19 protein-coding genes, 2 pseudogenes and 1 riboswitch are annotated in these 23,021 nt (G+C 39.6%); of the genes and pseudogenes, 15 read left to right on the top strand and 6 right to left on the bottom strand.

Going from position 1 to position 23,021, the window contains the following annotated elements; translation table 11 throughout:
- Positions 1–532: 532 nt before the first annotated feature.
- A complete protein-coding gene (locus NSQ94_RS12960; RefSeq protein WP_063386410.1) occupies positions 533–727 on the top strand; it encodes a hypothetical protein in 195 nt (64 codons plus the stop codon).
- An 85-nt stretch (positions 728–812) separates the two neighbouring features.
- Here NSQ94_RS12960 and NSQ94_RS12955 read toward each other — a convergent pair.
- Positions 813–944: pseudogene (locus NSQ94_RS12955) on the bottom strand (ATP-binding cassette domain-containing protein); the annotation flags it as partial.
- A gap of 819 nt (positions 945–1,763) precedes the next feature.
- A riboswitch (cyclic di-GMP riboswitch) is annotated at positions 1,764–1,852 on the top strand.
- 559 nt (positions 1,853–2,411) lie between these two features.
- Positions 2,412–3,536: pseudogene (locus NSQ94_RS12950) on the bottom strand (IS4 family transposase).
- A gap of 177 nt (positions 3,537–3,713) precedes the next feature.
- Here NSQ94_RS12950 and NSQ94_RS12945 point away from each other — a divergent pair.
- The 4 genes from NSQ94_RS12945 (at position 3,714) to NSQ94_RS12930 (ending at position 7,582) form a co-directional block, all read left to right on the top strand.
- Positions 3,714–4,004: a hypothetical protein gene (locus tag NSQ94_RS12945; RefSeq protein WP_063386407.1), complete on the top strand. Its 291-nt coding sequence runs from the start codon at positions 3,714–3,716 to the stop codon at positions 4,002–4,004.
- A gap of 66 nt (positions 4,005–4,070) precedes the next feature.
- Positions 4,071–4,379, top strand: coding sequence for a hypothetical protein (locus NSQ94_RS12940; protein ID WP_063386406.1), 309 nt, complete (start codon positions 4,071–4,073; stop codon positions 4,377–4,379).
- Between the two features lie 616 nt (positions 4,380–4,995).
- A complete protein-coding gene (locus NSQ94_RS12935; RefSeq protein ID WP_339229294.1) occupies positions 4,996–6,573 on the top strand; it encodes a class I SAM-dependent DNA methyltransferase in 1,578 nt (525 codons plus the stop codon).
- A 244-nt stretch (positions 6,574–6,817) separates the two neighbouring features.
- Positions 6,818–7,582: a hypothetical protein gene (locus NSQ94_RS12930; RefSeq protein WP_339199374.1), complete on the top strand. Its 765-nt coding sequence runs from the start codon at positions 6,818–6,820 to the stop codon at positions 7,580–7,582.
- A 131-nt stretch (positions 7,583–7,713) separates the two neighbouring features.
- Here NSQ94_RS12930 and NSQ94_RS12925 read toward each other — a convergent pair whose 3' ends face one another.
- Positions 7,714–8,007 (bottom strand): YxcD family protein, encoded by a 294-nt coding sequence (locus tag NSQ94_RS12925; protein ID WP_066251682.1) that lies wholly within the window; start codon positions 8,005–8,007, stop codon positions 7,714–7,716.
- Positions 7,995–8,429 carry a hypothetical protein gene (locus NSQ94_RS12920; protein ID WP_327874009.1) on the bottom strand — a complete coding sequence of 145 codons (435 nt, stop codon included), beginning with the start codon at positions 8,427–8,429 and terminating at the stop codon, positions 7,995–7,997. The genes NSQ94_RS12925 and NSQ94_RS12920 overlap by 13 nt, the downstream gene beginning before the upstream one ends.
- Before the next feature lie 348 nt (positions 8,430–8,777).
- Here NSQ94_RS12920 and cydD point away from each other — a divergent pair, with 348 nt between their 5' ends.
- Positions 8,778–10,511 (top strand): thiol reductant ABC exporter subunit CydD, encoded by a 1,734-nt coding sequence (gene cydD / locus NSQ94_RS12915; RefSeq protein WP_339229292.1) that lies wholly within the window; start codon positions 8,778–8,780, stop codon positions 10,509–10,511.
- Positions 10,508–12,229 (top strand): thiol reductant ABC exporter subunit CydC, encoded by a 1,722-nt coding sequence (cydC, locus tag NSQ94_RS12910; RefSeq protein ID WP_066251674.1) that lies wholly within the window; start codon positions 10,508–10,510, stop codon positions 12,227–12,229. The genes cydD and cydC overlap by 4 nt, the downstream gene beginning before the upstream one ends.
- 185 nt (positions 12,230–12,414) lie before the next feature.
- On the opposite strand, the gene NSQ94_RS12905 is transcribed toward cydC, so the two are convergent.
- Both NSQ94_RS12905 and NSQ94_RS12900 read right to left on the bottom strand, forming a co-directional pair.
- On the bottom strand, positions 12,415–13,434 hold the full coding sequence (locus NSQ94_RS12905) for a cytochrome d ubiquinol oxidase subunit II (protein WP_063386398.1): 1,020 nt from the start codon (positions 13,432–13,434) through the stop codon (positions 12,415–12,417).
- On the bottom strand, positions 13,431–14,771 hold the full coding sequence (locus NSQ94_RS12900; RefSeq protein WP_094245446.1) for a cytochrome ubiquinol oxidase subunit I: 1,341 nt from the start codon (positions 14,769–14,771) through the stop codon (positions 13,431–13,433). Before NSQ94_RS12900 ends, NSQ94_RS12905 begins: the two co-directional genes overlap by 4 nt.
- Before the next feature lie 343 nt (positions 14,772–15,114).
- Between NSQ94_RS12900 and NSQ94_RS12895 the strand changes: the two genes are divergently transcribed.
- The 8 genes from NSQ94_RS12895 (at position 15,115) to NSQ94_RS12860 (ending at position 22,981) form a co-directional block, all read left to right on the top strand.
- The gene (locus NSQ94_RS12895) at positions 15,115–15,297 is read left to right on the top strand and encodes a hypothetical protein (protein ID WP_339229289.1); all 183 of its coding nucleotides are present in this window, start codon (positions 15,115–15,117) and stop codon (positions 15,295–15,297) included.
- A 181-nt stretch (positions 15,298–15,478) separates the two neighbouring features.
- Positions 15,479–15,775, top strand: a complete 297-nt coding sequence (locus tag NSQ94_RS12890) for a DUF3219 family protein (RefSeq protein WP_094245447.1) — start codon at positions 15,479–15,481, stop codon at positions 15,773–15,775.
- 57 nt (positions 15,776–15,832) lie between these two features.
- Complete coding sequence (locus NSQ94_RS12885) at positions 15,833–16,813, top strand: ATP-binding cassette domain-containing protein (protein ID WP_339229287.1); 981 nt, start codon at positions 15,833–15,835, stop codon at positions 16,811–16,813.
- On the top strand, positions 16,803–17,579 hold the full coding sequence (locus NSQ94_RS12880; protein ID WP_339229285.1) for an ABC-2 family transporter protein: 777 nt from the start codon (positions 16,803–16,805) through the stop codon (positions 17,577–17,579). Before NSQ94_RS12885 ends, NSQ94_RS12880 begins: the two co-directional genes overlap by 11 nt.
- Position 17,580: 1 nt before the next feature.
- Positions 17,581–18,369, top strand: coding sequence for an ABC-2 family transporter protein (locus NSQ94_RS12875; RefSeq protein ID WP_339229283.1), 789 nt, complete (start codon positions 17,581–17,583; stop codon positions 18,367–18,369).
- Positions 18,370–18,771: 402 nt separating this feature from the next.
- Positions 18,772–19,560: a formate dehydrogenase accessory sulfurtransferase FdhD gene (fdhD, locus tag NSQ94_RS12870; RefSeq protein ID WP_311067091.1), complete on the top strand. Its 789-nt coding sequence runs from the start codon at positions 18,772–18,774 to the stop codon at positions 19,558–19,560.
- 12 nt (positions 19,561–19,572) lie between these two features.
- Positions 19,573–22,518 carry a formate dehydrogenase subunit alpha gene (gene fdhF / locus NSQ94_RS12865; RefSeq protein ID WP_339230742.1) on the top strand — a complete coding sequence of 982 codons (2,946 nt, stop codon included), beginning with the start codon at positions 19,573–19,575 and terminating at the stop codon, positions 22,516–22,518.
- The gene (locus NSQ94_RS12860) at positions 22,511–22,981 is read left to right on the top strand and encodes a DUF1641 domain-containing protein (RefSeq protein ID WP_063386390.1); all 471 of its coding nucleotides are present in this window, start codon (positions 22,511–22,513) and stop codon (positions 22,979–22,981) included. Before fdhF ends, NSQ94_RS12860 begins: the two co-directional genes overlap by 8 nt.
- Positions 22,982–23,021: the final 40 nt, after the last annotated feature.

The raw sequence follows: 23,021 nt of genomic DNA, 5'->3' as shown, positions 1-23,021 counted from the left end.
TTGATTACTGTTCGTTCATACCGATGTTAGATTTATCTTACCTTATTTATTCGAAGCCAGGCAATAAAAAGGGCTTAAGGCAGCAATCGCCTTTCCTCAAGGGTGTTTTGCTATGGATGGGAAGTTCGTTTCGGGCGATTTTATCGTAAAAAAAATTTAGCTGACAGGGAAGACGAGATGCCCCAAGATTTTTCCCTAATTCGCTTATGGAGAGGGAATGCTGGTGTGTTTGTCGCTGCCCCAACGTTTTTGATTCATTAGCGGAACGGGAAAACCGCACGGTGGGAATAACGCCTGTCTATTATCCAAAAGCATTTTTCTCCCGGAAACGGGCATTTTTGCGGAACCCCAAAATCATGACGTATCTTCATAGAGGCTTCTTTAGAATGCTGAGAGCGGAGGGATTCTTTCATCCATCTATTTAAAATAAATCTTGACGTTTGCCGGATATCCAACATATGCCCATACCAAAGCCGTGACGAATGCATAAAAAATATTGAGATGTAAATTGTTACAACGGGAGGTATGGAAAATGTACCCGGAACGTCAATTTTTCGGAAGGAGACCCTTTTTCTTCGGAGGGCGGAACCCCTTTTTCTTCGGTGCGCCGTTTTTTGGCGGCTTGCTCGGCGGCTTTTTAGGTAGTGCACTGGTAGGACCGCGGCCATATCCGTTTTATCCGCCGTATTACGGAGGATTTTATGGCGGTTATCCGTACTATTGGTAAACGAAAATTTTTTCGACGAGCTGTCTTAAACGGTCATTTCAGAATGACTTTAAGGCGGCTTTTTTTATCCGCCGATTGCAAGATGTAATTCGGGATCAAAGGCAGATGTCGATTCATCATATAACATCGCTTTTGGTTCCATAGCAAGCTCTTGTGCAATTGCCACGCGCTGTTGTTGTCCTCCGGAAAGTTGACTTGGGTAATAGTTCATTTTTTTCAGCTAAAATCAACTTTTTTAAAATAATTCTCCGCAGTTTTACGAGCGGCTTCCTAGGAATTGTTGAGGGCTTTATCTGTACCAGCCATTTCGTCACCATTGGAAATAAGTTAAAGCATCGAAGAGCCCTTCTTATTTCTTTTCAAAGAGCAGCTACATGCTTTTCATTAAAAAAATGTCCAACTATTTTAACTATTCCTGATGTAGAAAGACATCTTATTCTATTGGGATATGCCCTGTATAGATTAAAATTCATAACTGTACCAAGCTTAAGGTTAAGGCAAAAATTTATGTTCCATTTTTCTCTGCCTTTCTTTTCTTAAACAGAGTATATTTTTCTATTTTAAGTGGTACAAAAATAAGTCCATAATCAGAGGTCATTCCCCGTCTGTATGTAAATCATCAATATTCTGGAAAAGCTTTACCCGATAAGCCACAAAAATAAAGCGGACGGAAGAAAAAGAACAAGTTTTCTTCGTCCGCTTTTTGTATTGTTTTTTATTAAAAGTGGTTGGCTTTGTGTCATAGCTTCTGTCATGTAGAGAATAAATTGAAAAATTTACTGCCTTCCATAGGTCTTTTGTCTTCACCAATAAAGAAATCAAGAAGCTGACTATTACACGTTGGCTTGTTACTAATCAATTGATCCTAAATTTCTCGTGATTAACAGGCTAATTGTCATACATTCGATTAAAACTTTTTGCCTATCAATTTTAAAAATAGTTCATTTTAACTATACCATTTTCACTATAAAATTTGTTATACAATTAAGTAAGAGATATTATTTGATAAATTCCTACAAATTTCTACAAAAATATAATTTTGTTTCGGCAAACTACTCGAAAGGGTAGGACGCAAAGCTAAAGGGGCTAAATCTATTTTGATAGACATGCCAGCCAGCTGCCCTTCCTATAAAGAATGGTTTTGATTCTTTTTAAGAAGGTTATTAGCGGATGTATTGTCTATTCAACTGCCCTCTTTAGAATTTTTAAGGGCAGTTTTTTTATTTTGACATAGGAAAGGAGGCTTGGTGATGGAGTAAAATAAAAATACATATTTGGCAAAGTTCATTCTAATGGCCCATTGCAAAAACATCTCAGTCGTTCTAAACCCTCTGTGTCAAAAGGGAGTATGAATTTCCCAGGGAATATTCCTGAAATTGATTTACTTCAACGTCTTCCCGGAATTTCATCTACTGATCAAACAAATTAGTGGTAGTAATAGTTAAGGAAGTAGATATAGGAAATATTTCATGCATTAAAAGAAGTAATCGACATCAACGAAGAGCAACTCCAACCCTACACCTACTATTCCCCAAAACTCACTAGTGTCGCTTAAATAAATTTTGAATTTTCAGTCTATATTTTTTTTATGAAATTGGTAAAAAGTGAAAACACTATAATAAAGGTAGTAAACATCTATTTTTTACCTATAACCTAAGATGAATGAGACAACGACAACTCAACCTTACGGGACACTCTTCCCTTTTATTTTTCGTAACCAATTGTGTGCAGATTTCCATAAAGCTGCTTTTAAATAGCGACTTATTTGTAAATAGCTACGATGGCTATTCGTATTCAACTGTGCTAATACATTTAAGCAATACACAATCATCGCCATGTACATTTGGTTGTGTACTGCTTGTTCACTGTGTCCATAGAACTTTTTAATGTTTAAATGTTGTTTCATCCATTTGAAAAACAATTCAATTGCCCAGCGCGATTTATAGATTTCTGCTATTTCATCTGCACTTATGTCGAAACGATTTGTGAGTAAATGCAGTGTGTTTCCTTTTGTATCAACCAATTTCAGTAAACGGAACGCATTCTCAGAACGATTTTGTGTGGTGCCAATGACCACCATTTCATCAGACAAAACAGATGAATTTTCTGGCAGAGAAAAGGTCTCCAATACACGAACTACAGCGTTTTTCCGTAATCGTGAAACAAAGAAATAGCCATCATCTGTCATACGATCAAAACGTTCATAATCTAAGTAACCACGGTCAAACACGTACAGGCATTCTTTGTCATCAATAAATACCTCTAGTTGACCTCAATCGTGTTCAATGGCGTTCGTCAAAACTGCTTTGTCCGGCTATGAGTACCCTTTTCCCATGAAAACCAGGCGCAAGTGTAACTTGACACCTGACTTTGTTTTTCGAAACTCGGCCCACTTATGGTTGGTCAAATTCAGAGGTAACGTGCTCTAATCAATGATTTTGAGTGGCCTTGTCATTTTTCTTCGCGTTTGAAAATGAGTTTTCTGATGAATTCGTTCCACTAAATCGAGAAAAATCGTTTGAAAGAAAACGGTTGGAATCACATTGATTCGTCTTCCTAACTGTGAAAAGCTAATCGATTGTAATCCTGTTGCTCGCTGTAATTTTTCGGAGAAGACCGCATCGCTTAATGCACGCAAACTCTCTGTTTCATGAAGCCCTGCATATAAAAGGAGTTTCACAAAAGAAGCCATATAAAGCTTCTTGGTATAGCGAGTTAATTGATGGCTTTCCACTAATTCTGTAAATAATGAAGAATTAATCGGTGAAAACCATTGTTCATAAGATGTTTTTCGTGTAAACTTATTCATGCTATGCTCCTTTATATTGGATTTGGATAGGTTACTACCACCAAACCATTATAAAGGATTTTTTTATGGAGAAGTTTACTAACAGAATATTCTGTAATATTAATCGAATTGTATAATTTTAATGCGACGCTAGTGATGAATACTATATTGACAAAAGCAAGAAAGGTGGTGAAACGAATGAGTGTATGGTATCCAGACAAAGAAGAGAATAGACGCTCCGATTCAGAAAAACGTGCGAACGCAAAGGCAAAAGCTGATGTAGATTTTAAAAGTGACGTTGATGTGGATACGGACAACGAATTAGAGAATAAATTAAAAAATATTGATCGTAACACAAATATTGCAAAAGTAAATAATAGCGGCAACTCAAAAGTGGAAATTGATATTCATGTTGATTCCGATTCAGATGCAAAAGTTCGGTCGAAAGCAGAATCTGATCAAGATCAAAACCAAGAGCAAAGAGATTAATTGAGCATAATTAAATGTGGGTGAGATGTCTTTTTTGTCCCACCTATAATATAGGGTGAGAATGTTATGGAACATTTAGATAAAGGAGAGTTCTCTTGGTTACGGAATGCTTCTACTCAAAGCCCTCAATCAAATAAATCTTCCATTGATTCGAGCGGTAATTCAGATGTAAATGTTGATGTAAATATTCAAGTTGATACGATACCCATTGCATTTGCCGTTCTTTACTATTTATTGGCTACTAAGCAATTATCGCACGAAGAGTTTGAGTTTGCTTTACGTAAATTATTGGAGACAACAAACAAGTATAAAAAGCTGAACCGTGACGGTTCTTCAAGAGTCAATTTGTTACATCCTAATGTATGGGGAAGGTAAAATAATAAAGGAGATTTTACTTTCCTTCATTTTTTTAAAGGGAAACATGACAGGTAACCTAGTTTTTTAAGTTTTATCGTTTGGGATTTATTTTAGCATTTGATCATTTCTGAAACTGTTATGATGATAGGGACGGTACGTTTTAAAAAAATGTGAAAATGCAAAAAATTGTAAGACTGTAAAGCATCTTCCTTTATTTGAATTCAGCCCGGGTTACGATCTAGTTATAAAATGGTGAGCACGTAAATGATCGAGAAGATTGGAAAAGAAAGCTGCTGTATGGATGCAGTGAAAGTTTAAAGATTTTGTAAATTAAATTTTTTTATCCCTTCAGCAAAAAGCACTGGCACGTTTTTCTTGATTAAAGCAGCATATGTAGAAAGGGTATTATTTTTTCAACCAAATTCAGAATTGATGAAGAACATAAATGCCCAAAAGTTTGCAGGAAGAGGATATCAATCGACAGTTCATATTGTGAAAATTCGAAAATTTATTTTGTTTCTTATTGCGGCCAAAGCATGGGCCGCTCTTTTGTTTTGAAAAAGAGGAAGACAGATTATGCTAAAATATTTTTAAAATACAATGAATCGACAGCAAGATTTAGAGGGGGAAAACCATGGCGGTTAAAGCAGAGATTGATTTCCAAAAAGAATTATTTGAAGCAGCTAATAAAATGCGCGGAAGCGTGGCTCCAGCTGACTATAAACATTATGTACTGCCGCTTATTTTTTTGCGCTATCTTTCGAATAAATATGAACAGAGCTGCAATGAGTTGGAGCAAATTTTTGCGGAAAATGAAGAAATGCAGCAAGGTTTCGTTTCAGATTCTCATCAATATAGAGATAAAAATGTGTTTGTCGTCCCGAAGGAAGCAAGCTGGCACTATATAATGAAAAATGCTAAACAGCCGAATATTAAAGAAATTCTCGATAATGCGATGAAGCGAATCGAGGAAGAAAACCCAGAATTGACAGGGGTGCTGCCGCAAATTTATCAAGGCTTGAACTTACCGGTAGAAAATGTTGCTGGATTAATTGAAATTTTTTCACGTGATGTGTTTAGTGGCAGCTCGGAAGACAGCATAGATATACTCGGTCGTACTTATGAGTATTTTATTAGTTCATTTGCTTCGTCAGAAGGGAACAGAGGCGGCGAGTTTTTTACCCCATCCTGTATTGTGGAATTGCTGGTGGAGATGCTTGAACCAAAAAGAGGTATCGTGTTTGATCCAGCGTGTGGAAGCGGTGGAATGTTTATTCAAAGCGGGAGGTATGCGCCGAATAAAAAGTCTCTTTTATTTTACGGACAGGAAAATGTCGTCACGACAGTACGTCTTGGAAAAATGAACGTATTGCTTCATGGCATCAATGCGGAAATACGGCTGGGAGATTCGCTGTTGAACGATCAATTTCCTGAATTAAAGGCTGATTATGTGATTGCCAACCCGCCGTTTAATCAAAAAGATTGGGGGGCGGACAGAATATCGAAAAGCGATCCGCGCTTGATCGGGCCTGTTACAAACAGCAATGCAAACTATATGTGGATGCAGCATTTCTTATACCATTTAAATGATGCAGGATCAGCAGGGTTTGTGATGGCAAATGGCGCAATGACAACTAATATTAAGGAAGAAAAGGAAGTGCGGAAAATATTGGTGGATGAAGGGTACATCGATTGCGTTGTCCAATTGCCGGAAAAACTGTTTTTCACAACAGGCATACCGTGCTGTTTGTTCTTTTTAAGCAAAAATCGCGATGGAAAAAACGGTTACCGTGCTCGAAGAAACAAAATTTTGTTTATCGATGCCCGAAAAATGGGAAAGCCCGTCAGCCGCAAGCAAAAAGCATTGTCTAAAGAAGAAATTGATAAAATCGCATCAGTTTATCGAGCATTTAAATATGAACATGCAAAAAGCTGCGAAAATATTGAAGGTTTCTGTAAAATTGCAAAACTTGAAGAAGTACAACAAAACGACTACAAACTGACACCAAGCATGTACGTCGGAACAGAGGCAGAAGAAGAAGAAGAAGACATTCCTTTTGAGCAAAAAATAGCCGAACTAACGAAACGGTTGCTCGAACAATTTGAAGAATCGAACAAACTACAAGAAAAAATCAAACAAAACCTGGAGGAGCTGATGTATCGGAATGGGGAAAAGTCAAACTTAGTATTCAAAAGGGAAAAAAATGAATGATCTGAGAAAATGTGAAATTTTTTTATCGGTGCTTTCGAAAATTTCCTAATAAAGATTAATCGAGGAAAAAAGGTGGTATTAAGACCTTTCTGTCAGAGAAAAGTGTATTATAATCATTATAAAAGCAGAAGTTAATATGAAACTTTTTCTTCACAAAACCAAACATTTGTTCTATTATTTTATGTAGAAACGTTTAGAGGATAGATATTTGTTATTATAAAATGAATCATGATGGAGGTTTAATATGATGGAAGAAGCGTTAAAATTAATATTATCAGAGCTAAAAGAAATGAAAGAAGGACAATCCCGTTTAGCAGTCGAACAACAAGGTGTAAAGGAACAGCTGAAAGAGCTAAAAGAAGGTCAGTCTCGTTTAGCAGTTGAGCAAAAAGGTATGAAGGAGGAGCTGAAAGAGCTAAAAGAAGGTCAGTCTCGTTTAGCAGTTGAGCAAAAAGGTATGAAGGAAGAGCTGAAAGAGCTAAAGGAAGGTCAGTCTCGTTTAGCAGTTGAGCAAAAAGATATGAAGAAGGAGCTGAAAGAGCTAAAAGAAGGTCAGTCTCGTTTAGCAGTTGAGCAAAAAGATATGAAGAAGGAGCTGAAAGAGCTAAAGGAAGGTCAGTCTCGTTTAGCAGTTGAGCAAAAAGGTATGAAGGAAGAGCTGAAAGAGCTAAAGGAAGGTCAGTCTCGTTTAGCAGTTGAGCAAAAAGATATGAAGGAAGAGCTGAAAGAACTAAAAGAAGGACAACACCGTTTGGCAGTCGAACAACAAGGTGTAAAAGAAGAGTTGAAAGAGCTAAAAGTAGGGATGAAAGAACTAAAAGAAGGACAATCCCGATTAGAAGTAAAAATGGAAAATATCGAACGAAAAATTACAGGAATCCCTAAAACTTATGAGAATTTAGAACAATTTGTAGCACGTCAGCAGCGTGTGATTGAGGAATTGTCAGCACGTTCAGTTGAATACGGGGTAGAGATTAAAGAGATTCATCGCATTTTAAAAAATCAATAAAATAGAGTTTTTTTAAATTCAGAGTGGATTTTAATTGGAAACATGAAAAAGCGCCGAAACATTTTTCATAATGTTCCAGCGCAATCCATAGTCAGCCGAATTTGTGCTGATTATTTTTAAAGATTGTTCGTTTATCTTCCTTTGACGATGGCAATCATTCCTTCTTCATCATCCAACACAAGTTCAATCCCAGCGTACGGGTCTTCGTTTAAAAATTCATCGAGCCAAAGACGCAGAGCTTCGATGATGTTTGCGGTAATAAGTACTTGCTTTCGGTCGTTTACATACGCTTCGGCAGAAAAGCCGTAATCGTCGTCATACATCAGCTCCACTACAACTTCTTCCGGCTTTATTTGTTTTTTTCGGGAAATGTACACGCAGATTGCGTTAATAATATCTTGCTCCGGAATGATCAGCTTTTCCATGGATTAGCAGCCTCTTTTTCTTTTTTATGCTTGATCAGGACGAAAATTTTGCGAATGATCGAGATGAGAATAACGATTGCCAGCAAATTAATGAATAAACCTAAAATTGAACCGAATATACCCATGTTTGCTAGCAGTCCGCCAAATAATAATCCGGCAAGCCCTCCTAACATAAGGCCTTTGAAAAATCCTCCTGATGAGAATGTGCCTTTGGAGGCGGCAGATTGATTTTTTGGAGTGTTTGCCTTTTTATCTTGGAAATTCGAACTGTTCGTTGTGGTATTTTTATTCAAATTGAAGCTTTTTTTCCCTGATTTGTATGACTTCGCCTCTACTATCGTTGGATGATCTTGAAAAACAACATTTCCAACAGGTGAAAAAATAAGCGCGAAAGCAAACAAAGCTGCTAATAATTTTTTCAATTTCGACTTCCCCCTGTATGAAAGTATTTGTATTTTTGTGAACTCAGTTTCAATGTTATATACGATAGAAAATCAAATTAGTTTCACGATTTGATATCTTTTCTATATAAACGAATAAAAATTTTTCTTTCATCTAAGCATGTTATTCAACTATTACAATGCTGTAAACTAAGAATAGAAGACTTTAAAAAAATGGTGAGGCCGTTGTTTTACTTGAATATATTTTATCATGTATACTTGTTTGAAAGTATTTGCGAACTGTAAAACGTTTGGACTGCCATGTTAAAAGAGTTTCTTCAAGTTTCATCAAACTTATCTATGGACGTGTTTTTTTGGAGGCATGAAAGGATGGTTCAGCTAAAAAAATTGGCTTTTAAGCAGAAAACAAAATTGATGTTGCTAATCGTGCTTGCTTTAATCTCTGGTGCTGCCATTATTGGACAAGCTTATTTTTTTGCGGCGATAGTCGATCGCATTTTTTTACAGAAACAGTCTTTTGCTGATGTTTTCCAGTTGCTTTTAGGTTTGTTCATTGTTCTGTTGGCCAGAACTGCATCCCATTATTTCAGCGGTTTAACAGGAATTAAAATAGCGTCCAAAGTGAAAAAAGATCTTCGCCAATCTTTATTAAATAAATTTTCAAGCAACCCGCTGCAAGTATCGCTGCAAGGGAAAACAGGACAAAAAGCAAGTGTATTGCTGGATGCGGTAGATGAAATCGACAGCTACTTTAGCATTTATATTCCAAAGGCAGTTCAAACGTCGATCATACCTCTTCTCATTCTTTTCGTTGTGTTTGCTAGCCATCCATTTACTGGATTAATCATGGTGATCACAGCGCCATTTATACCGATATTCATGATCATCATTGGCTACAAAACGAAAAAGAAATCGGAGGAGCAAATGGAGAAAATGACCGCTTTATCGGGACATTTTCTTGACACTTTGCAAGGGCTGACAACCCTTAAGCTGTTCAACCGTGCGAAACAGCAGAAAGAAGCGATCAGAAAAAGCAGCCATGGCTTTCGTGATGCGACGATGGAAGTATTGAAAATTGCTTTTACCTCTTCTTTTATGCTGGAGTTCATTTCCATGCTTAGTATGGGATTGATTGCCCTTGATGTGGCGATTCGCTTAATTATTTTTCAAAACATTTCTTTTTTTACCGCGTTTTTCATGCTGATTCTAGCTCCTGAGTTTTATAATGCACTGAAAGATTTAGGAAGCGCCTTTCATGCAGGCAGGGGGAGTATGGGGGCGGCAAGAAAGATTGAAGAGGAGCTAAACGCAATCGGAAAGCCAGTAAAATGGGGGAAGGCAGTTTTGCCAAAAGGTGAAGGACCTCCGACCATTCGCATAGAAGGAGCGGGATTTCGTTACGAGGGAGATAGGTTTGCCTTAAAAAATATAAATGCTGAAATCCGCCCGTTTGAGCAAGTGGCAATTGTCGGAAAGAGCGGCGCTGGGAAATCGACTTTATTACATGTGATTGCAGGTCTTGTTCCGCTTACTGAAGGGGAAATTTATGTGAACGGAATTCGGCGGTCTGATTTGAACGAAAAGAGCTGGTTCGATGAAATCAGCTATATTTCGCAAAATCCGTATCTTTTTTCTGGAACGATTGCGGAAAATATCGCCTTGGGAGGAAAACTCGATGCAACGAAAGAGGAAATCGAACAAGCAGCCGAAAAGGCAGGAATTTTAAAGCTTGTCCAATCACTTGAAAATGGTTTTGATACACCTATTGGAGAAGGAGGAAGGGGAATTTCCGGAGGAGAAAAACAACGAATTGCACTGGCACGAGCGTTTTTGAAAAAACCATCCATTATATTGTTTGATGAGCCGACGACCGGACTGGATCTTCAAACAGAACAAATTTTGCAGGATTCCATAAAGGAATTAGCTCAATCTTCCACCGTCATTACCGTCGCTCATCGGCTTCATACCATTATAAATGCGGATAAAATTCTTTTTTTGGAAAATGGAGAACTCATCTCATCCGGAACACATAAAGAATTGCTGGAATCAGTTGAAGCGTACAGGAAAATGACAACGCTCCAACAGGGAGGCATGGCAAAATGAAAGATTTGCTATTTATTACAAAGCTGACATTAACAGAAAAGAAAGATCTTTTTTTGTCCATTCTCTTCGGATTTATAACAGGAATCGCGACAGTGAGTTTGTTTGCTTCAAGCGGCTATTTGATTTCTAAAGCAGCTCTTGCACCGCCAATTTACACGCTGACTGTTTTCATAGCGTGTATAAAACTGTTAGGGTTTATCAGTGCCGGCAGCCGTTACGGGGAGCGTTATTTTTCTCATCGCGCCACATTCAATATATTAAGCCGGTTGCGAGTTTCTTTTTTTGAAAAGCTGGAGCCATTGGTGCCCGCGATTTTTCTTAAATATCGGAGCGGAGATCTCCTCTCCAGAATTGTCGGCGATGTGGAAACGCTGCAAAACTTCTTTTTGCGTGTTTTTTATCCGCCGATCGTATCCACTCTCATATTTTTATGGACCATTTTTTTCACTTCGTTCTTTTCCTTTTATATTGCCTTGGTGTTATGTATCGGTTTGATTTTCACCACTGTCCTAATTCCGGCTTACTTTGCTTTCAGACTAAAAAAAGTAGAGCGTCATGTTCGGCAAAGCCGCGGGAATTTATCGACAGAAGTTACGGAGTTTTTTTATGGGTTTCGCGATTTAAAAATTTATCAACAGCTTGAGCATAAACAAGAGAAGCTTACCCAACGCTCCGATGCTTATTTGAAAGAACAGGAACGTGAAGCAATCCATAACCTCTTCAGTCAATCTGTCAATACGTTTGTATCTTTAATTGTCTCTTGGATTATTCTTTTGCTTGGCGTCTATTTCGTTGCAGGCGGTCAATTAGATGGTATTTTTCTTGCCATGCTTGTAATGATTTCATTAACTGTTTTTGAACATGCGGCACCGATGGCTGCTTTTCCAAGTTATTTAGAGGACAGCCGTCAAGCTGCTGCAAGACTATCAGACGCCACGCATCAAGACTCTTCTGTAAAAACGTCTGATGAGAAAGAAATGAAGGAGCTTCCCGGTCAACAAGCTCCATCAATTGTCATGGAGAATGTCACCTTTCATTTATTTGGTGAAATTTTAAAAAATGTTTCAATTACATTTCCGGCAGGATCGAAAACAGCCATTGTCGGACCTAGTGGTTCGGGCAAATCGACCTTGCTGGCCCTTTTATTAAAAATTTATAAAAACTATCAAGGGGTGATTCGGATCAACGGCATCCCGATCGATCAATTAGATGACGATAGCCTTTGGAAAAATGCGAACGTTATTTTGCAGGACAACCACTTTTTCTACGGTACCGTTCGCGATAACCTAATGATTGCTAAAGATGCAGTGCTTGACGAAGATTTGGAAGATGTGCTGAAAAAGGTGAAGCTTGACTATCTTTCTTTGGCCGATCCGTTGTTAGAAAGAGGAGGAAATTTATCGGGCGGGGAAAAGCAAAGACTGGCGATCGCCAGGGTATTGTTGAAAAAAGCTCCGCTATGGATACTTGATGAACCGACATCATTTTTGGATGCTTTAACGGAACAGTCTATTTATCATCATCTGTTTGAAGCTGCTAAAAATGATACCGTCATCCTTGTCAGTCATCGTCTGGCCGGTCTGGAAAACATGGATCAAATTATCGTTATGGATGAAGGAGCTATTGTAGAAGCGGGAACCTACAAAGAATTGATGAACAAAAAAGGATACTTTTATCAAATGAAGCAAATTGAACAAAGTGTCTTTACAGCAAATTAAAGAAAGCCGACATGGAGCAAACTGTCGGCTTTTTTTCGATTGATTTCTAAGCTTGCTTCAATTTTTATCCTCTTTTGGATATGAGCTCATCTTTCACTGCTGTCCAAAATGATAAAGCTGCAGCAGCGAATAGCACGAGAAAGGGGGCAAACGTAATTAAAAAAGTCTTCATCGTTCCACACTCCTTATTTTGCGTTTTGCCCTTTCACATAATCTTTATCGAACAGAAACAGTTTTATTAGTAAATAAAGGGAAGGGAGCAAAAGGGCTAATCCTAAAATAAAAACGATGATCAGGGAAATGGCCATAGCTTCGTTTGTAAAACTGTCATAAATGGACAAATATGGATAAAGCAAGTACGGATAATGGGAGATTCCATATCCAAAGAAAGCTAACAGAAATTGACCTACTAACAATCCGAATGCCAATCCATAATTTTTTCTTTTCCAAATGAGCCAGACAGTCCCGACATATAAAAGAAACGATAAAGCGAACATCCACCATAAATTAAGGATGCGTTCAAAATGCTCTTGGTTGTGATAGCTCAGTTCATAAATGATGCCGCAAGCTGTTATGATTAAAGGAAATGCCCAGAAAAGAGCATATTTTCTCATTAAATTCGTTGCGTCTGTATCACCAGTTTGATTCGCGTACCATGTAAGAAAAACAGCTGAAATATAAAGGACGGCCGTAATACTTAAAACGACGATGCTCCAAGATAATGGGCTTTTAAATAATGCTACGTAGTTTAAAACTGGATGCTCATCCACCATCGAGACAAATCCGCCTTCAGAAATGGCTAAGACGACAGATAATGATGCAGGGATCAATAATCCAGACAATCCATACATAAAGGCATACCCTTTATGCCCTTTTGATGAATACGTTTCAAATGCGTAATAAGACCCGCGAATGGCAAGCAAAATAATCGCAATGCTTCCCGGAACAAGGAGAGTTGTCCCATAATAAAATGCGGTTTTTGGGAAAAAACCGACAATCCCAACAAAGAAGAAAACGAAAAATACATTGGTTACCTCCCAAACTGGAGACAGGTAGCGTTGAATAATTTTGGACAATATATGCTGCTTGCCGCTCAAAATGCTGTAAGCATTAAAGAATCCAGCGCCGTAATCAATGGATCCAACGATCACATAGCCGAACAAAAAGATCCAAAGGACGGATATCCCAATAATCTCCAAGCTCATGACTGCTCACCGCCTAATCGATTTTCAAGCTCTCTTTCCACCGGATTATTTTTAAACAACCGGCGAAGAATCACAATCGTGCCGATTCCTAAAATCAAATACAAAATGGCAAAAAGAATGAGCATAAGACCTACATGGCCGCTCGAAGTTGCTGCTTCACCCGTTGTCATAATTCCGCGAAGGATCCAAGGCTGACGGCCAAATTCAGTCAACCACCAGCCAGCCTCAATCGCGATAAAAGATAGAGGCCCTCCGAGCACAATGAGCATGCGGAACCATTTTTGGTTGATGAAAGCCCATCCGCGCTTCACCCCAATCCAATAGATAAGTGCTAATAAAATCATGAAAACGCCAATGGCTACCATAATATCAAAAAAATAATGAATATAAAGCGGGGGAGATTCAAAATTTGAAAATTGGTCTAGTCCGATAACTTCTGCATTTGGATCTCCATGCGCCAAAATACTGAGCAAATATGGGAATTTAAGTGCATATTTAATGTTTTGTTCGTCATCTAAAATACCAAACATGACTAGAGGAGCATTTCCTTCTGTTTCAAAATGCCATTCCGCTGCCGCCAATTTCTCTGGCTGGTACTCAGCTAAATATTTGCCGGAAAAATCTCCGATAACAGCTGTTGCAATGGAGAAAATCAGTCCTATTTTCATAGTTAAAAACAAGGCTTTTTTATGATAAACATGGTTGGAGCCTTTTAATAATTGGAATGCTGCAATAGATGCCAGCGTAAAGGCGGCTGTCATAAAGGCGGTTGCGACTACGTGTGCGACTTTTGTCGGCATGGCCGGGTTAAAAATCGCACCCAGCGGATTGACATTGATGAGTTCACCATTTACAATGTCAAACCCTTGTGGCGCATTCATAAAAGAGTTGACGATGGTAATAAAAAAGGCAGAAAAGGCGGCGCCAAGGGAGACAGGAATCAGAAAGAGCAGGTGCTTCCGCTGATTTTTAAATCGTTCCCAAGTGTACATATAAATTCCGAGAAAGATTGCTTCAAAGAAAAAAGCAAATACTTCCATAAAAAGCGGCAATGCGATCACATTTCCGGCAAGTTCCATAAAATTCGGCCAGAGCAATGACAACTGGAGTCCAATCGCAGTTCCTGTTACAACGCCGACAGCTACGGTGATGACATACCCCCGCGCCCAACGTCTAGCCATTAAAAGATAATGTTCGTCATTTTTTTTAATCCCAACCCACTGGGCAATCATGATCATCAACGGAACGCCTACCCCAATGGTTGCGTAAATAGCGTGAAAAGAAAGTGTAAGGATAGTCAGCATTCGACTGCTGAATACGGGGTCTTCAAATAACAATTTTATTTCCTCCTTTTGAACGGGATAAATCTTTGAAACCGGTCATGAGTATATGATCAGGATGATCCAATACAATTTGAATTTCATTTTACTCTATAAAAATGAGCTTTTTGTCAATTCTCTTTGACAAATGTATATATAGAGAATGAAAAATATGTGAACATTGGCTCTTTCCGCTTAGTTTATTCCATATTATAGCATTTTAAGCAACCTGTACCATCTGGAAAATCTGAAAAAATCAGCATTGCTCAACATATGTTTGTACAAATATTTAAAGAATATACATGATTTTCAAATCATATCGGATTATCTGCCGGGTTAAGAAAATATAGGGTTAAGTCCTGTGAAAAAAATCCATGTTTTCCCTAGCTTAAAAAGCCTGAAAGCAGCCAATAAGATTCTGTTTATGTTTGGCTGCGAAATTGGCAGAACGTTTGAATCCGTAATCGAACGGATTGTTGCTGCCGCCTCTAAATGTATATTTTTTGGCAAACAAAAAACGGCTGCATTCATCTTGACTATGTAAAATCAAAAATGTTACATAGTCAGTTCTAAATCGCACGGGTTTTTAGCTGCTGTTCATCCGGTTAAATAGAGTCAAAACAGCTTCGAATTTATGTTGTATATTCATAAGCATGCTAGTTTGTGGGCAGGAAGCGTTCGTGCTATGATTTTTTATAAACAGCTGCCAAGGAGGGATGGATTGTATGGTGAAGAAAGTAATATTGAATGGTGTAGAGATACAAGTAGAGGAGTATGAAGAGGAAGTGGTTCATCAACCAAACGGTGAGCCATTACATAAAATTCGTTTTGCTTTTAAGGTGAGAAGCGATGAATATCATGATATTACGACGCTGCTGTATCAGCAAACGTTTGATGTGTCAGTTCCTGAAAGAGACCTGAACTTTAGGGGGACGATACAAAATTATTCCACTTCTGTGACGAATTTGTACAAAAAAAATCAGGTTGGTGATTTTCGATTAGAATTAATTGAGACGATTTAACAATGATTGTTTCAATGGCGTAATCCCATGGTGTTCGAAGAAACAGAGGGAGGCACTATGTCAATTCATGTAGAGCATTTGTACAAGCAATTTCGAGTTCACGTTCGGCAAGCAGGGTGGACGGGTGCTGTACGCAGTTTGTTTAAGAGGGAAATTCGTACTGTGGAAGCGGTGCGAGACATTTCATTTACCATTCCTTCGGGAGAAATTGTCGCATTTTTAGGGCCGAACGGAGCGGGGAAAACAACGACAATTAAAATGCTGGCCGGTTTGCTTTATCCAAGCTCCGGGAGCATTCAAGTTGCCGGATATGTACCGTTTGAACAAAAAGCGGAATTTAAGAAGATCATGAGTTTAGTCATGGGACAGAAAAGCCAGCTCATATGGGATATTCCGCCGATGGAAACGTTTCTCGTCAATAAAGCGATATACGAAATAGAAGACCGTGGGTTTCGGCAAACGTTGGATGAGCTTGTCGAGCTGCTGGAGTTAGAAGAGCTCTTGACGAAACCAACGCGGAGTTTGTCTCTCGGACAGCGGATGAAATGCGAATTAGCAGCCGCGCTTTTGCATCGGCCGAAGGTTTTATTTTTGGATGAACCGACGATCGGCTTGGATGTCCATACGCAGGAAAAAGTCCGCCGCTTTATAGGACAATATAACCGCGAGCACCGAACGACAGTATTGTTGACATCGCATTACATGGGCGATGTGACAGCGCTGTGCGATCGGGTGCTCATTATTAATCATGGGAAGCTGTTGTATGATGGTGAATTGGACATGTTGACGGAAAAATTGACGCCGTATAAATTGCTAGAGGTTCAGCTTTCGTCCATTCCCGATATTTCATGGGATGCATACGGCGAATTAGTCGATGCAAAAGAGGGTAAAGTAACGCTTCGTGTGCCGAGGGAACGCATTCACGAGGTATCCTCCCGATTTTTGCAGCAGTTTGATGTTCGCGATTTAAATATAGAAGACCCGCCGATGGAAGAAGTGATAACGCTCGCGTTTCAGGAGGATGCACATGTTTCGTAAATACTCTGTTCTCCTTCGCATGAAATATGTGGAGATGTTTGCCTACCGGCTGGCGACGATCGTGTGGATGACAGGAGCCATGGTTCAGCCGCTGATCACGATGATGGTCTGGATGAATATTGATCCTGATCAGGAGAATGCGTTTATTTTTTACTTTGCGGCATTGATTTTTGTTGAACGCATGACAAGCGCTTGGGACGTTTGGGAATTGGAGCGGGAAATAAGGGAGGGAACCTTTTCTTATCAAATTGTCCGTCCGTTTCACCCGATACATTGGGCCGTTGCTGAAAATATCGTGTATAAAGCGTTATTTTTACTCATTTTAATTCCGGCATGGGGCCTCTTGGCGGTCTTTATTCCGGCGCTGCGGCTGGATCAAATAAGTGCGGCGCAGTGGCTGTTATTCTTTTGTGCGCTTTTATTGGCAGCGGTCATTCGTTTTTTATTCAGCTACACATTTGGTCTGTTAGGTTTTTGGGTGACAAAAGTGACGGCTTTGTACGGCATGTTTGAAGCGGTGTCTCTCTTTTTGTCGGGCCGCATTGCCCCGATGTCGCTCCTGCCTCCGTTTTTGAAAACGATCAGCTTTTATTTGCCTTTTCGATATATGGTCGGGTTTCCAATCGAAATTTTGACGGGAAGCGTCCAAGGGATGGATATTGTGTACGGATTTGGATGGGCTGCAGTTTGGTGCATGTTTTTTATGCTTGCAGTATTGTTGCTTTGGAAGGCTGGTCTAAGGAAAAACCAAGCTGTGGGGGGATAATGTGAAAAGACATTGGCGCATTTTTTGTGAATTTTTTCGGACTTGTTTAGTGGAGGAGCTCGAATATCGCAGCGAATTTTTAGGGAATTTCCTGTCGAGTTTGTTTGGCATTGGGATGGCTATTTTGACAATTCAAGTATTTTTTTATCAAACAGATAACCTCGGCGGTTGGAAATATGAGGATGTTCTGCTACTTATTGGTATATTCAATACGCTGCAAGGATTGATTGATTTTGCCCTGCGGCCCAACATGTCCCGTCTGCTGCAGCATATTCGCATGGGAACGTTTGATTATGTATTGACAAAGCCGGTCGACAGCATGTTTTATGTCAGCTTCCGCCATTTAGTGTTTTGGCGCTTAATTGATGTGCTTCTTGGCATCGGCTTGATAATCTATGCGTTAATACAAAAACATTATATGCCGACAATAATGGATGCAGTGATGTTTTTTATTAGTATCGGATCTTCGCTTGTCCTGATTTACGCGCTGTGGATGATGCTGATGACCACCTCCTTTTGGGTTATTCGTATCGATGATCTATCGTTTGTTTTTAATTCATTTTTTGAAACAACACGGTTTCCAATCGGAATGTATAGAGGCTGGCTTCGCATCGTGCTCACATACATTTTGCCAGCTGCCTTTATTACAAGCACGCCGGCGTTGTCTTTGCTTGGAAAATGGAACGGGATGACAACAATCCTATCCGTTGTACTTGCCGGGCTGTTCTTATGGATATCGCGCCGGTTCTGGCGGTATGCGCTCCGATCGTACACAAGTGCAAGCAGTTAAATATTCCGTGCATTGAAAAATGGCAGCAGAGAATGTGAAAAATTTTCTAATAATTTCAAACGGTAGATTTTGGTTAAGGAATGACCGAATAGCTTATTAGATGGATAGATGAAAAAGCAGAGGGGTTACAGTTTTTCAGTTGCTTTTCCCCAGCTGTTTGGCACGATAAAAGACAATGATCAATGGATGATTTTTTCGAACAAGCAGTCTGCCAAAATCAGTCGATGTCGCTTGAAAGATATATATTTCTCCCCTCATTTTTCCCAGCCTGACCTCGCTTAGGTTTTCCAGTGAAACAGTTTCCTTGTATGGACAAATAGAGAAAAAAAGAAGAAAAGGATTTTTTCTGCTTCTGTCGAATATTTTATTTTAGAGGTGTGATTAAAAAGGAAGGTTCCCATTATGGAAAAAGAAATTATTTGTAAAAGAGAAATAATCAAAATTGATCATCAAAACAAGAAAGTGGTGATAGATGAAATTGCGATAGAGTATCCGTTAACAATTTTTGTGGACAATGAGGAATTCGCCACATTAGTATGCTCGCCGTCCCATGTAGAGGAGCTTGTATTGGGCTTTTTAGCTTCAGAAGGGATAATCCGCATAAAAGCAGATGTGAAAGCGCTTCAAATTGATGAGGATAAGGGGTTTGCCTATGTTCATTTGCATCAGCCGATAGGGGATAAGAAAGAGTTTGTTTCCAAACGCTTTATCGGCTCCTGCTGCGGAAAAAGCCGACAGTTTTATTTTTATAATGATGTGAAAACAGCGAAAACAATTTTGAGCAGCATGACGATTTCTGCCGCACAATGCTTTCAGTTAATGGAAATGTTAAATGAAGCTTCATCGGCTTTTAAGCGTACTGGAGGCATTCATCATGCGGCATTATGTTCAAAAGAGGGATTGATTAAGACATTTTCTGACATTGGACGACATAATGCTTTAGATAAATTATATGGCTTCTGTCTAAACGAAAGCATTTCTTTAAATGATAAAATAATCGCTTTCAGCGGGCGGATTTCCTCAGAGGTAGTGCTGAAGGTTTCGAAAATTGGATGCGGTATACTTCTATCAAAATCGGCTCCAACAAATTTGGCACTTCAATTGGCAGAAGATTTAAACATTACGACTGTTGGGTTTATACGGGAAAATAAAATGAACATTTATACACATAGCAACAGAATAACAAAATAACAGGGGGAACGTATCGTGGGAAATGTAACGATTACGGTCAACGGGGGAGAAATAACCGGAAGGGAAAATCAATATCTTCTGCAGGCTTTGCTCGAACATGAAATGGATGTACCGCACGTTTGTTATCATGAAAGCTTGGGCGCAATTCAAACATGTGATACTTGTATGGTGGAAGTGAACGGGGAGCTTGTACGAGCCTGCAGCTACAAAGTCCAAGAAGGACTCGTTGTTGAAACAGAGACTTCTAAAGTAAAAGAATCTCAAAAATTAGCGATGGATCAAATTTTAAAAAATCATGAATTATATTGCACAGTTTGCGATAAAAACAATGGAGATTGTACAATTCATAATACGGTTAAAGCTTTAGGCATTGAACATCAAAGCATTCCGTTCCAACCAAAACCGTATGAAGTGGATTATTCAGGATCATTTTATCGATATGACCCAAATCAATGCATATTATGCGGACGCTGTGTAGAGGTGTGCCAAGATGTTCAAGTAAATGAAACATTGACGATTGATTGGAGCAGAGAGCAGCCTCGTGTGATCTGGGACAACGATGTGCCGATTGATCAGTCCAGCTGCGTAAATTGCGGCCAATGTGTAACTGTATGTCCGTGCAATGCCTTAATGGAAAAATCAATGTTAGGGGAAGCCGGCTTTTTAACAAATGTAGAACCTGGTACATTACGATCGATGATTAATTTGACGAAGGAAGTGGAAACAGGATACGGTTCGCTAATGGCCATCTCAGATACAGAAGCTGAGCTGCGCAAGGAAAGGATCAAGAAAACGAAAACAGTTTGCACATACTGCGGAGTTGGCTGTTCATTTTATATATGGACAAAAGACAGAAAAGTTTTAAAAGTTGAACCAACACCGGAATCGCCGGCAAACGGAATTTCCACTTGTGTAAAAGGGAAGTTCGGCTGGGATTATGTCAATAGTGAAGAACGGCTGACAAAACCGTTGATCCGGGAAGGCGACCATTTTAAAGAAGTTGAATGGGATGAGGCGATTCGATATGTTGCAAAACGGTTTAAAGAAATAAAAGATGCACATGGCCCTGATGCTTTAGGATTTATAGCTTCTTCCAAAGCAACGAATGAAGAATCGTATTTACTGCAAAAATTTGCCCGTCAAGTGATAGGAACGAATAATGTTGATAATTGCTCAAGATATTGTCAATCTCCAGCAACGGTTGGACTATTTCGTACTGTCGGCTATGGCGGTGATTCAGGATCTTTTTCTGACATAGCTTCCTCTGATCTTGTCATCATTATTGGCGCCAATACAGGGGAATCGCATCCGGTTTTGGCATCAAAAATCAAACGAGCGCAAAAACTTTATGGACAAAAGCTGCTCGTGTTTGACTTAAGAAAGCATGAAATGGCGGAGCGGGCCGATATGTTTATCAGGCCAAAGCCGGGAACGGATCTTGTTTGGCTGTCAGCTGTAACGAAATACATCATTGACCAAAATTGGCATGATGAAGAGTTTATCAAAGAACGAGTGAACGGCTTTGAACAATATAAAAGTAGCTTAGAGCCGTTTACGTTGGAATATGCGGAAGAAGTGACGGGAATTTCCAAGGACACGCTGATCAAGGTTGCTGAAACGATTCATCAATCTAAAACAATGGTCATTTGCTGGGCGATGGGAGTCACTCAACAGCAGCGCGGAAGTGATACGAGTACTGCCATTTCCAATTTGTTATTAGTGACAGGCAATTACGGCAAACCGGGCACTGGAGCCTATCCGCTGCGCGGCCATAACAATGTTCAAGGGTGCAGCGACTTTGGAAGCATGCCGAACTTTTTCCCGGGATATGAAAAGGTAGCGGATGAAAAAGTCCGCAGCCGTTATGAAAAAGCTTGGGGCGTGACATTGCCTAAAAATCCGGGAAAAGACAATCATCAAATGGTTAAAGCGATTCATGAAGGCGCTCTGAAGGCATTATATGTGACTGGCGAAGATATGGGGATTGTCGATGCCAATATCAATCAAGTCGGCGCCGCTTTTGAAAAGCTGGAATTTTTCGTTGTGCAGGACTTATTTTTAACAAAAACGGCCCAATATGCAGATGTTGTGCTGCCGGCCAGTCCAAGCTTAGAAAAAGAAGGAACTTTTACCAATACAGAACGCCGGATTCAGCGATTGTATGAAGCATTGCCGCCTCTTGGAGATTCGAAGCCTGATTGGCAAATTTATTGTATGCTGGCGAAAGCGCTGGGCTTCAATTGGGATTATCAGCACCCTGGAGAAATTATGGAAGAAGCGGCGTCGCTCGCACCGCTTTTTGCCGGTGTTTCCTATGACCGTTTAGAAGGATTTTCAAGCTTGCAATGGCCTGTTGAGAAAGATGGAACCGACTCGCCGCTTCTTTATGAAGATCGATTCCCGTTTGCCGATGGAAAGGCACAGCTTTATCCGCTTCAAGTCGATTATTTATATGATGTAGATGAAGAGTATGATCTTCACGTGAACAACGGGCGCTTGCTAGAGCATTTCCATGAAGGGAACATGACGTATAAATCACAAGGAATCAGCCGGAAAACCCCGAACGCTTTTATAGAAATTTCGAAAGAATTGGCTGAAGAACGCCGTATTCAAGAAGGAGCCATTGTCAAGCTTATTTCCAAATACGGCTCTGTAAAAGGCCCTGTTCACATAACGGATCGCGTGCAAAAGCATGAAATCTTTATCCCATTGAATGATACGGGCGAATTGGCTATTAATCGTTTAACAGGCAATCATGCTGACCGCGATACAAACACACCGGCATATAAAGAAATTGCCGTAAAAATGGTCGTATTGAAGGAAAAAGGAGACTCCCCAATTCGGCCAAACAACCATCGAAACGGAAAAAGAAATCCGCAAATTGGGGTCAAAGTAGAGAAGAAATGGGAGCGCAGCGATTACACGTTTCCCGGAAGCAAGGTGAAAATACATGGCTAAACCAATTACAACCATCAAAAAAATCGAAGTGTCACAAGAAGAAAAAAGAAAGCAAAATTTATTAGAAATCGAGCAAGCGTTAGCAGACAATAAAGAGGCAGTTTTAGAAGGCATAGCATGTTTACGGAAGCTTCACGATGCAGGTGTTCTGGAAATCGCCAATGCCCTTTTAGCGCGGAAAGATCAAGTACTAGAAAACGTGGTTAAGGAAGTCAGCAGAAAACCGAACATTGATGTTTTAAAAAATATCGTCAATCTGTTGATGCTGCTGGGAACAATCGATCTCGAAAAGCTGCAGGTAATGACGACAAGAATGAATGCTGGAATACAAGAAGCTGCGGCAAGCGTCAATAAAGAAGAAACAACTTCTTTTTTCCAATTGCTATCGGCTTTAAAAGATCCTGACATCAACCGATCGATTACTATGCTTCTTCATTTTTTAAGAGGAATGGGGAAATCTTGAAGGATTGGCAATAAAAGTGAAGCTTGAAAATTGCGAGGGA

Source organism: Aeribacillus sp. FSL K6-2833, from assembly GCF_037965815.1.
GTDB classification, from domain to species: Bacteria; Bacillota; Bacilli; order Bacillales; family Aeribacillaceae; genus Aeribacillus; species Aeribacillus composti.
The sequence above is the reverse complement of the archived record's forward strand: the minus strand, read 5'-3'. Positions and strand labels throughout refer to the sequence as shown.